The following is a 12,213-nucleotide window of genomic DNA, read 5'->3' as shown; positions in this document are numbered from 1 at the left end:
GTGTGATATAATAATTATACCTTAATGGAATAAAATTATCAAAGGAGGACAAAGTTTGGATATTATAATACGACTTTTATGTCTTGCAGTAGGTGCAATAGGTATTATAAACACATTTACAACTCTTATAGTGTCAAATGGAAATTTAGGTACATATCTCCCTGGCATAATGGGTTTTATCCTTATATTTTTTTCATTTTTAAAATCTAAAATAGATATACTCACATCAACAGGAATTTTAAAAACATTTAAAATAATAGTATACTGTGGATTTCTATTTTTTATAATATCATTTACAATATGCACACTGTTTTTAAATTATAGAGGAACAAAAAATCCCCCTGATAACTGTGATGCAGTCATAGTTTTAGGTGCAGGATTAAACGGTAGTAGAGTAAGCAAATCTTTAGCCTATCGCCTTGATACAGCCTTTGAATATGCTAAAAACAATAGTGATTGTATAATTGTTGTATCTGGCGGTCAAGGTAGAGGTGAGGACAGAACAGAAAGCTCCGCCATGAAAGAATATTTGATAAACAAAGGAATATCAGAAGAAAGAATAATTGAGGAAAATAAATCCACAAGAACTCTTGAAAATTTTGAATTTTCAAAAAATATACTTGATGAATATTTTAAAAATCAAGAATACACAACAGTATATGTAACAAATGATTTTCACGTTTTTAGAGCAGGACTTACAGCAAAAAAATGCGGTTTAAATTCCTATGGATTGGGAGCTCCTTCCTACAAACCTTTACTTTTTAATTTTTATATACGTGAATATTTTTCAATAATAAAGTTTTTTGTATTTGACAGATAATATACATAGACCAATAAAAAAAGCCATAAAATAGATTGAAAAACTTTTGCACAGTGAGGATTTTATGAACAAAAACACTGTTTTAAAGGGTGCTTTCATACTAACCCTAGCAAATATAATAACTCGTTTTACAGGCTTTTTTTACAGAATATACATGAACAATACAATAGGCATTGAGGGTATGGGACTTTATCAGCTTATAATGCCTGTATATTCTCTTTGTTGGAGTATAACATCATCAGGATTTACAACTACAATATCAAAGCTGACAGCCCAAGAAAAGGCTAAACATCAATATGGAAATATGGGTAGGATACTTAAACAATCTCTTTTAATATGTACTTTTTTAAGTCTCATTATAAGTATATCTCTGTATTTTACAGCTGATGTATTTGCAACATACATAATAAAAGAGCAAAGAACAATAATTCCATTAAAAATACTTGCCTTGTGTTTTCCTTTTATGTCTGCCGGTTCATGTATAAGAGGTTATTTTTTCGGTATACAAAACTCAACTGTTCCTGCTTTTTCTCAAATTTTGGAACAGACCGTAAGAATAACAGCAGTATTTTTTACAGCTGAAAAACTTGTTCCTATGGGACTTTCCTATGCTTGTGCTTCCGCTGTTATAGGTATAGTTGCCGGAGAAATTGTATCATTTTTATTTGTACTTTTACTTTATAAGAGAGTTAAAATAAAAAAAGGATTTATTAAAAAACCTTCAATGGGTGTTATGACATCACTTACAACAATACTATCCATGGCAATACCTCTTTCATCAGGAAGATGTCTTGGAGCTCTTTTATCAACTATTGAAAATATACTTATACCTCAAAGATTAGGACTTTTTTCAGGTGCAAAGGGAAATCCTCTTGAGATATACGGCAGTTTAACAGGTCTTATGATGCCTTTAATACAGTTTCCAACAGCATTTTTAATGGCTGTATCAATAACACTTGTTCCAGCAGTTTCAGAGGCTTGTGCAATAAAAAACAAGAGACGTATTCGTGATGCTGTGAATTTATCAGTATTTTTTACAATAGTTGTATCTTTGTGTTTTACAGCTATATTTGCCATATTTCCAAAGGAAGTATGTGAGACAGTATACCAAGAAGAAAAACTCTATATGCTTTTATTAAAGTTATCTCCTGTCTGTCCTTTTTTATATTTACATATAACTCTTTCAGGATTATTAAATGGTTTGGGGGAACATATTTACATACTTAAAAACAATGTAATATCATCAATAATAAACATAATTTTTATATACTTTGGAATGCCTTTGTATGGTGTTGACGCTTTCATATTAGGTTGGATAGTAAGTTTAATTTTGACATCAACAACAAGCCTTCACAGAGTATTAAAAATAACAGAAACTAAAATTGATATTATAAAATGTTTATTCTATCCCCTTATATGTATATTAGCTTCAGCTCTTACAGGAAGATTATTATTTATAAAAATACCTTACAGTAGTATTTCAACTGTATCAATAATGGGTGGAATGTGTATATTTTATATAATACTTTTAATAATAACAGGCTGTATTAAAAAAGATGAAATTTTACAGTTTGCAGGATTAAAGAAAAAATAAAAAACGGTGGAAAAATCCACCGTTTTTTATTTATCTGTATTAAATATATTTAACTGCTGTACCGTAAACCATAACTTCAGAAGCTCCCTGCATAATTGCTGATGTGGCATATCTTACATTTATAACAGCATCAGCTCCCAAACTTTCGGCTTTTTTAATCATTCTTTCAGTGGCAATCTCTCTTGCCTCCTCCATCATTTCAGTATAGCCTTCAAGCTCTCCTCCAACTATACTCTTTAAACCAGCTCCAATGTCACGACCTATATTTTTAGACTGAACAACACTTCCAAAGACAAGGCCAATCATTTCAAATTTTGTTCCTTCAATGTAATCAGTATTTACAATAAACATATTAATACACCCCTTTTATTAATATCACTTATTTTTAAGCTCATCTTCAATCAAAAGGTTTATAAATTCAGAGAAAGGATTTCCGCTGTTCTCAACAGCCTTAGGAAGAAGGCTTTTAACAGTCATTCCTGGTAAAGTATTTATCTCAAGAACATAAACTTGTTCCTCTGAAACAATCATATCAACACAAGCATAGCCCTTTGCATTTACAGCAGTAAAAACTTTTCTCGCTATCTGTTTAATCATGCTTTGTAAATAGTCAGGGAGTTTTGATATATCTGCAAAAGATGTATCACCTTCATATTTTTCACTGTAATTATAAAATCTACTTTTTGTACCTATATCAAGAACTGATGTGACATTAAGTTGACCATTTTTTTCAAACACACCACAGGTAACTTCACGACCTGAAACGAATTTTTCAACTATAACATCATCTCCCAAATCTTTGACATTATCAATAGCCTCTGCCAGTTCATCTATATTTGATACAACACTTATACCTATACTAGAACCGCCACTGTTAGGTTTTACAACAAGAGGGAAACCTATCTGAACTATTTTATCTAAAACTTCAGTATAGTCCTCATTTTTGCCTATAAACACATCAGGAGCAACAGGTATATAATTATATCTCATAATTGTTTTTGATATGTGTTTGTTCATTGAAATAGCACTGCCTAAAACTCTACTTCCCACATAGGGTATATTTAGACATTCCAACAAACCTTGAACAGAACCATCCTCACCCTTTCCACCATGAAGGGCAATAAAAACAATATCAGGCTTAATTTTAATAATATTAGAAATCCACTCTGTGTCTTTATTTTTTGCGGGGACTTCTATTTTTGAGACCTCATATTTATCATAGTCAATGTTTGAGAGTATTTTTTCTGCTGTCATAAAAGAAACCTCTCTTTCAGCAGAACTTCCTCCATAAAGAATTAAAACTTTTGTACGCATATTAAGTCACACCTTCTTGCTTTTATAAACTTCTGCCGCATCTTCTGGCATAACAGGATTTATAAATGTTCCTGTTGAAAACTCAAGACCAGCAAAATTTCCTATTCGGGGTACAATTTTAACATACCAATGAAAATATTTTTTATTCTCATCAATAGGACTATCCATAAAACATATATTATATGAAATATCCTTGTTTATAAGAGATACCCTTTTCAACATATTATGGAATATATTTGTAAAATCTTCAATATGTTTTTCGTTAAATTCTCCAAAAGATGATATATGTTCCTTTGGTGCTATCCATAACTCATAGCTCATTTTTGAAGCGTAGGGAGTAAAAGCTACAAAATTTTCATTTTCAGAAACAACCCTTATATTCTCTTTAATCTCATTTTTAATCATATCACACATAACACAAGAGTTATGTTTTTTTCTGTACTCCAAAGCATTAAATAGAGTATCATTCTGTATTCTTCCCATAACAGGCATACCTATAATCTGCCAATGGGAATGTACAAGGGACATACCTGCTTCCGCTCCATTATTTTTAAATATCTGAATATATTTTATAAAATCCCTTTTTTTCATATCATCGAAACGCATTTTTAAAACCTTTATGACATCTAAAAAATGCTCGCTACTAAAATCATATATTTTTTCATTATGATTTGGAGTATCCACAATAACTTCATGTATCCCTACACCATTCATATTTTCATAAAAAGAGTGATTTTCAAAATCACAATCTCCAAAATCAAGGGCAGGATATTTATTTGGAAAAACTCTTATTGACCAATTTTTATCATCATTTTGAAATACTTCTTTTGTGGTTTCATTCTCGTTTCCAGGACAGAAAGGACAAGTTTTACTACTATCCTTTTTCGCCTCACTTTTTTTAACAAAGTCATAGGGTCTTGCACCTCGTTTTACTGCAAAGGTTACCCATTCACCTGTTATGGGATTTCTTCTAAGTTCTGACATTAAAAATCACTCCCCCAATATAAGCATAATAAACTTACTACTTTTTAATATACCACTTATATGCATTTTGGAAAACATTTATTTCTGTTGCTGAAAGCTCACCATTTACACGTCTATTGGCGAATATAGCTGAATTTCTGTAAGCAACAGGAATATATACAACTTCCTCAGCAACATATTTTTGAAGACTTGAAAAAGATGTTTTCATAGTCTCATCAGTCAAAGCACTTCTACATGAATGTAAAAATAAGTCTGTCTGTTCACTGCTATATCCTGTATAATTCATTGAACCGCCTGTGCCTAAAAGATATGTAAAATCTGGAACAACATTCTGTTTTATTCCTCCCACATACATATCAAAATCATTATTTAAAAGTCTTTCTTGATAATCGGCAAAAGGTACAGCCTCAACAGTGGCAGAAATTCCAATGGCTCTAAACTCCTCACAAAGTCTTACGGCAATCTGTTTTCTTTCCTCGTTTTCCTCATTTACAAGTATATTAAACTTCAAAACCTCTTTAAGTTCATTGGTTGTTTTATCTCTCACATTGTCACCATCACTGTCAATCCAACCACTATCATTTAACAATGTTTTTGACTCATCAAGATTATATTCATATTTTTCAACTTCATCTTCATAAAGCCATGATGAAGGATTTACTATTGTATTAGCAACTTGTCCATGGGAAAGATAAACACTTTCAAGTATACTTTCTTTTGGAACAGCAAAGGCAATAGCTTTTCTCACATTTTTATCCTGAAAAATACTTCTATTCCAGTTAAAGCCTATATAATCAATATAATTTGTTGAATACTCTGAAATCTGTCTGTCTCCTGTGCTATCATATTTGCCCATTTCAGTTACATCAGCAGCTATAACATCCAATATACCTTGGTCGAAAGAATAAAGGTCTGTATCTTTATCTGGTGTTATATTTACACATATTTCATCTGTTGCAGCCACTTTTCCAAAACTGTTATCAGATTTTACAAGTCTAAGTTCTTTTGCAGGAGTAAAACTCTTAAAAGCATAAGCACTGTTTCCCAAAGGTGTAAGATTTTTATCAGCCATATTTCCACTTCCATAATAGGCTGATGATATTATAGGAAATGTAAGATAATATATATTTCCACTGTAAAGACCTGTAAAGTTTATATTGACTGTAAGTTCTCCTGTTTTTGTGCATGAAGCTATATTTGACACACAATTTTTATATACAGAATTTTCAGAAGCTCCCTTTATTGTATTTATTGAAAATACAACATCATCTGCTGTTATCTTACTTCCATTATGCCAGTATAGATTATCTTTTATTTTTATAGATAAAACACTTCCGTCCTCTGAATAAGTCCAGCTTTCAGCCACAGCCGGCTGTGGTTTTCCTGTGTTGTCTATGGCTATCAAAGGCTCAAACATAATCTTTAATATATTATCAACTGACTCATCTTCATTTGTAAGTGGATTTAAGTTTTGCGTTGTTCTCATTGAAAGAACAATCTCATTTCCCTTTTCATAATTTTCTGTATTTGTTTGAGCTTCTGTATTTGTTGTGTTATCAGTATTTTCAACATTCTCATCTGATGAACTACAACCTGAAAAAACAGAAACAACAAACATTACAAAAGTAATAATAAGGGCTATTTTCTTTTTCATTATATCACTTCCTTAGTCCTTCAAATCGTAAAGCTTTTTATATATTTCTCTGTGTTTATTTACTTTTTCAACATAATTTCTTGTCTGTTCAAAAGGTATATAATGGAGTGTTCTGTAATCTTTGCTATAATCTTCACTATCAAGCCAATCTGAAACATTACCACTTCCCGCATTATATGCTGCAAGAACTGTATCTGTCTCACCGTCAAATTGCTTATCTAATGTATCAAGATACCAACAACCTATATGTATATTTGTTTCAGGGTCAAACAACATATCTGGTGTAAAATTTTCAATATTAAGTTCACTAGCACCCCATTCTCCTGTAATATCCATTATCTGCATAAGACCTTTTGCTCCTCTTTTAGATAAAGCATCTTTGTCAAAACTACTCTCTGTATTTATAACTGCCACAACAAGGGACATAGGAATATCATATTCATCAGAATATTTTTCAATTATATCTCTGTATTTTAAAGGAAAAAGTACATCTTCTATTACATAACATTTCAAAAAACCTATGCCAAAAGTAACAATAATACAAAATGTTAAAAAACCAAATATTTTCTTTTTAAAAGAAAAAGACATTTATATATTACCTCTCATCATTTTAAAATTTTGTCAATCTGTTCTATTACAGAATTTAAGTCACTGCTATTGTCAATTATAACATCAGCATATTTTTTATACTCACTCCAAGATTTTTGGGAGGCTATTCTTTTAAGTGCTAAATCTTTTGAAATACCGTCACGAGCCACAATTCTATCAGCTCTCACACTCTCATCACAGTATACAACCCAAATTTTGTCGCATATATCTGTAAGTCCTGCCTCTATTAAAAGTGGAGCGTCTATAATAACTCTTTTATATACATTTGAATTTTTTGCAAACTCAATCTGTCTTTTAACCTCATCTCCTATATGTTTATGAGTACACTTATTTAAAAATTTAAGTTTTTCACTGTCTGAAAAAACTATTTCACCTAATTTTTTTCTTATTATCTGACCATTTTCATCAATAATATTATCTCCAAAAAATTCAACAATCTCATTGTAGGCAGGTTCACCCTTTAATATTATATCATGGGCTATTTTGTCACAGTCTATTATAAAAGAGTCTCTCTTTTTAAGCTCCAAAGATACAACACTTTTTCCACTTCCTGTTCCCCCAGTAAGTCCTATTATATCCATAAAAATTCCCCTTTATTTCGCTTCATACCAGTTTTTGCCTGTGTGTACATCAATATCAAGATGTGTTTTAAGTTCCACAGCGTTTTCCATTTCATTTTTAAGTATGTCTTTAACTTCATCAATTTCATCAATATATGCATCAATTAAAAGTTCGTCATGTACTTGAAGTATTAGTTTTGATTTCATATTTCTTTCTTTCAATGCATTATAAACTTTTACCATAGCAATTTTTATAATATCGGCAGCACTTCCCTGTATAGGCATATTCATAGCTACTCTTTCACCAAAAGAACGCACATTGAAATTACCTGACTGTAATTCTGGCATAGCCCTTCTTCTCTCAAATATTGTTGACACATATCCTTTTTCCTCTGCATCTCTTATAGTTTTATCTATATATGTTTTTATTTTAGGATATTTTTCAAAATATCCATTTATATAATTTTCAGCCTCTTTTCTTGTTATTCCTAAATCCTGACTGAGACTGAAAGCACCTATACCATAAACAATACCAAAATTTACAGCCTTTGCATTTCTTCTCTGTAAAGGTGTAACCTCATCAAAAGGAATATTGAAAACCTGTGAAGCTGTAAGTCTGTGTATATCCTGATTGTTTTTAAAGGCATTTATAAGTGTTTCATCCTCTGAAATATGAGCTAAAACTCTAAGCTCAATCTGTGAATAGTCCGCATCTATAAAACATCTATTTTCATCAGAAGGTATAAAAACTTTTCTAAGCTCTCTACCAAGGTCAAGACGAACAGGTATATTTTGTAAGTTAGGCTCTGTTGAGCTTATTCTTCCTGTTGCTGTCACAGTTTGATTAAATGTTGAGTATATTTTATCTGTTTTATCATCAATAACAGATATAAGACCATCAACGTAAGTGCTTTTAAGTTTTGCAAGCTGTCTATAATACAAAATTTTCTCAACAATAGGACTTTCACTTTTAAGTTTTTCTAATATATCGGCAGCAGTAGAATATCCTGTTTTAGTCTTTTTACCACCTTTAAGCTCCATTTTCTCAAAAAGTATAACTCCCAACTGCTTTGGTGAATTTATATTAAATTCTTCCCCTGCAATATCGTATATCTCTTTAGTTATAGCCTCTATTTTTTCAGAAAGCATATCTCCATAATCTTCAAGGGCTTTTCTATCAACTTTTATTCCCTCTTTTTCCATATCAGCCAAAACCCTCATCAAAGGAAGCTCTATATCATAATAAAGTTTATGCTGTCCGTTTCTCTCAATTTCAGCTCTTATTATATCTGAACCATCATAAAATGTTTTTGCATTTCTAGCCATAAATGTATTTTTTACATCTTTATCAAGTTCATCAATAGAAACACGTTTTTTTCCTTTTCCAAAAATTTCTTCCTCGGAAGGATATGTTGTTTTGAGATACTCTGATGCTATATCATTATATAAATACTCCTCCCTTGTAGGATTGAGAACGTATCCTCCTAAAGCTGTATCAAAAACAATACCATCTATCTCAACATTTTTTGTTCTCATAAAACGTATATCTTCTTTTACATTGTTTCCTATTTTACAAAATTCCTTTGATGTCAAAAATTCATTGAAATATTTTAAAATATTGTTTTCACCATATACAACAACACAGCTTTTATCTGTATAAACTGATATAGCTTTTAAAGTATTATCCTCTTTATATAAAAAGTATGAATACTCTAAATTTTTATCAATATTTGAAACATATTTTTCAATATCACTTTCATTTTCAATTACTTTATAAAAATCATCACATACATTTTTTAAAACTGTTTCACTGCTCTCAAAACGATTATACATACTCTTAAACTCAAGGCGTTTAAACATTTCATAAGCCTCAGGAGTAAATATATTTTTTGTTGACATATTATCTTTGTCAAGGTCAATATCCATATTACGAACTATTGTAGCAAGAAACTTCGAGAGACGAGCTTGTTCTTGAAACTCTGCCAAATTTTCAGAAGCTTTTTTAGGTTTTATTTCAGAAGCATGGGCAATAGCGTTTTCAATGTCACCATACTCTCTTATTATTTTAGCCGCTGTTTTTTCACCAATACCAGGAACTCCCGGTATATTGTCAGAACTGTCTCCCATAAGAGCTTTCATATCTATAAATTGAGTTGGTGTTACACCATATTTCTCTATTACATCACTTTCGTAATAGTCCTCAACCTCTGTTTTTCCGCCCTTTGTTTTTGGAATTTTAATTTTAAGATTTTTACCGGCAATCTGTAAAAGGTCTCTATCTCCTGATACAACAACAGGAATTATTCCACAATCATCAGCTTTTTTAGACAATGTACCTAAAATATCATCAGCCTCAAAACCTTCACACTCATAAATTTTTATGCCCATTTTTGTCAAAAGCTCCTTTAAAATAGGCATCTGCTGGCGAAGCTCCTCTGGCATACCCTTTCTAGTACCTTTATAATCTTCAAACCTTTTATGTCTGAAAGTAGGTGCATGAAGGTCAAAGGCAACTCCTATATAATCTGGTTTTTCATCGTCCATAAACTTAAACATTATATTTAAAAAGCCATATATAGCCCCTGTATAAATCCCCTCAGAGTTTGTTAAATTTGGCAATGCATAAAAACCCCTGTTTGCAATACTATTGCCATCTATAAGCATAACTTTTTCCGACATTTTTATCCTCCTGAATTCATTTATATAAACATATTTACAAATATGGGTATCTTATTTATTATACACCATTTAATGTAATAATAATATTTATTTTTTTCTTAAAATTACTTTCTAAAAATAAATAAACATTTTTATTGCATTTTTATAAAATAACATTTATCATTTTATAAAAAGCGTAAAGAAGGTAATATTATGGAATATGGTTTAATAGGCGAAAAGCTCACATACAGCTTTTCAAAAATAATACATGAACAGATTGCAGATTATACATACGATTTATGTCCGTTATCAAAAGAAGATTTTAAAAATTTTATGGAAAAACGAGAGTTTAAGGCTATAAATGTAACTATACCTTACAAACAAGATGTTATTCCTTATTTATATGAAATGGATGAAAATTCAAAAAATATAGGTGCTGTAAATACAATAGTAAACAGAGACGGTAAACTTTATGGATATAATACAGATTTTTACGGATTTTTATATCAGGTACAGCATAATAATGTTGAAATAGAAGGTAAAAAAGTTATAGTTTTAGGAAATGGTGGAGCTTCAAAAGCTATTATTGCTGTTTTAAAGTATTTAAAAGCAAGAGAAATACATATTGTATATTACAAAGAAAATCCTAATACAATAACATATGATGAGTGTTATGAAAAGCACAGTGACGCTGATGTTATTGTAAACACAACTCCTTTAGGTATGTTATCAAAGGAAAATAAAAGCCCTGTTGATTTAGATAAATTTAATAATTTAAGTGCTGTTTTAGATATTGTATATAATCCACTTAAAACAAAACTTATTTTATGGGCAGAGAAAAAAGGAATAAAAGCTGTAAACGGTCTTGAAATGCTTGTGGCTCAGGCAAAATATGCTGTTGAATATTTTATTGACACAAAAATAGATAACTCAATAATAGATGAAATATCAAAATCAATAACTTTTGACAAATCAAACCTTGTTTTAATAGGTATGCCAAGTGCAGGAAAAACAACAATAGGCAAAATTTGTGCTAAAAATCTTAATAAAGAATTTATTGACCTTGATGATGCCATAGTCAAAAAAATAGGAATGGAAATATCAGAGTATTTTGCTTTATATGGTGAAGAAAAATTCAGAGAAGTGGAAAAAGAAGTCTGTGCTGAATATGGACAACATAATGGAATGGTTATAGCTACTGGAGGCGGTGCTGTAAAAAATGAAATAAATATGGAAAATTTAAAAGCTAATGGTGTTGTAGCATTTATAGAAAGAGACATTGAAAGTCTTTCAGTAGACCCAAGTCGTCCTCTTTCAAAAAGTATTGACACTTTAAAAATTATGTATAAAGAAAGACTTCCTTTATATAAAAAATATGCTGATATATCTGTATATAATAATGGTATTGATGAATGTGCCTGTGCCGAAAATCTTATATCTGAATATAAAAATATCCACCTTTAATGGGTGGATATTTTTGTTCTTATATAATCAAATATCATAGCAAAAATAATAGAACATAATAAAACTATAATAGGAATAATAAATTCAAATTTATAATATAATAAATATTCATTTATTATATGTATTATCCATGGATGTACAATGTAAATTATAAAAGAATATTTTTTGCCAAATGTGGCTAATATAGAATTATTTTTTATATTAAGCTTAAAAAATATAATAAATATTATAATGCAAAAAGGAAATGTAAAAATATAAGTTTCCATAAAATTATCCTTAAAAAACAAAAATTTTTCAATTTCTGATAAAAATAAAAAAACTATAAATAATATTATAAAATTATTAAAGTTTATTTTTTTAATAAAATCTTTATTTTTCCATATTAAAATTCCAATTAAAAAATAAGGAACTCCTGTCATAAGCCAATTTCTATATAAAAAAGTTCTATATGTAAATAAATTTATAAATAAACTTAAGTATAAAATAAAAACACATAAAAGAAAAATATATTTATTTTTAATATTATATCTAGTTATAATATTAACAAAAATATAAG

At 29.8% G+C, this 12,213-nt stretch carries 11 protein-coding genes; 3 read left to right on the top strand and 8 right to left on the bottom strand.

The annotated features are described in order from the left end of the window. Nucleotides 1-55 precede the first annotated feature (55 nt). Nucleotides 56-820 (top strand): YdcF family protein, encoded by a 765-nt coding sequence (locus B5E58_RS03285; protein ID WP_088108264.1) that lies wholly within the window; start codon nt 56-58, stop codon nt 818-820. Nucleotides 821-884: 64 nt separating this feature from the next. Further along, nucleotides 885-2,414 (top strand): putative polysaccharide biosynthesis protein, encoded by a 1,530-nt coding sequence (locus tag B5E58_RS03280; RefSeq protein ID WP_088108263.1) that lies wholly within the window; start codon nt 885-887, stop codon nt 2,412-2,414. Between the two features lie 39 nt (nt 2,415-2,453). On the opposite strand, the gene B5E58_RS03275 is transcribed toward B5E58_RS03280, so the two are convergent. The 7 genes from B5E58_RS03275 to polA are packed head-to-tail and all read right to left on the bottom strand — an operon-like array spanning nt 2,454 to nt 10,214. Then, nucleotides 2,454-2,765 (bottom strand): YbjQ family protein, encoded by a 312-nt coding sequence (locus B5E58_RS03275; RefSeq protein ID WP_088108262.1) that lies wholly within the window; start codon nt 2,763-2,765, stop codon nt 2,454-2,456. Between the two features lie 24 nt (nt 2,766-2,789). Then, complete coding sequence (locus B5E58_RS03270) at nt 2,790-3,728, bottom strand: D-alanine--D-alanine ligase family protein (protein WP_088108261.1); 939 nt, start codon at nt 3,726-3,728, stop codon at nt 2,790-2,792. Between the two features lie 6 nt (nt 3,729-3,734). After that, nucleotides 3,735-4,712, bottom strand: coding sequence for a galactose-1-phosphate uridylyltransferase (gene galT / locus B5E58_RS03265; RefSeq protein WP_088108260.1), 978 nt, complete (start codon nt 4,710-4,712; stop codon nt 3,735-3,737). A gap of 37 nt (nt 4,713-4,749) precedes the next feature. Next, nucleotides 4,750-6,366, bottom strand: a complete 1,617-nt coding sequence (locus B5E58_RS03260; protein ID WP_088108259.1) for an ABC transporter substrate-binding protein — start codon at nt 6,364-6,366, stop codon at nt 4,750-4,752. Nucleotides 6,367-6,378: 12 nt separating this feature from the next. Further along, nucleotides 6,379-6,954, bottom strand: a complete 576-nt coding sequence (locus tag B5E58_RS03255) for a lytic transglycosylase domain-containing protein (protein ID WP_088108258.1) — start codon at nt 6,952-6,954, stop codon at nt 6,379-6,381. A gap of 17 nt (nt 6,955-6,971) precedes the next feature. Then, complete coding sequence (coaE, locus tag B5E58_RS03250; RefSeq protein ID WP_088108257.1) at nt 6,972-7,556, bottom strand: dephospho-CoA kinase; 585 nt, start codon at nt 7,554-7,556, stop codon at nt 6,972-6,974. A gap of 12 nt (nt 7,557-7,568) precedes the next feature. Then, nucleotides 7,569-10,214 carry a DNA polymerase I gene (gene polA / locus B5E58_RS03245; protein ID WP_088108256.1) on the bottom strand — a complete coding sequence of 882 codons (2,646 nt, stop codon included), beginning with the start codon at nt 10,212-10,214 and terminating at the stop codon, nt 7,569-7,571. A gap of 192 nt (nt 10,215-10,406) precedes the next feature. Between polA and B5E58_RS03240 the strand changes: the two genes are divergently transcribed. Then, nucleotides 10,407-11,657 carry a shikimate kinase gene (locus B5E58_RS03240; protein ID WP_088108255.1) on the top strand — a complete coding sequence of 417 codons (1,251 nt, stop codon included), beginning with the start codon at nt 10,407-10,409 and terminating at the stop codon, nt 11,655-11,657. Here the strand turns inward: B5E58_RS03240 and B5E58_RS14030 are convergent. Beyond that, nucleotides 11,654-12,208: an acyltransferase family protein gene (locus tag B5E58_RS14030; protein ID WP_443080031.1), complete on the bottom strand. Its 555-nt coding sequence runs from the start codon at nt 12,206-12,208 to the stop codon at nt 11,654-11,656. The two genes, B5E58_RS03240 and B5E58_RS14030, sit on opposite strands and share 4 nt — an antisense overlap. Nucleotides 12,209-12,213 lie beyond the last annotated feature (5 nt).

Origin of the sequence: Tyzzerella sp. An114 (genome assembly GCF_002161055.1) — a bacterium.
Lineage (GTDB): Bacteria > Bacillota > Clostridia > Lachnospirales > Anaerotignaceae > Fimicola > Fimicola cottocaccae.
Note: the sequence above shows the minus strand (reverse complement) of the source record. Positions and strands in the feature narration are given on the sequence as shown.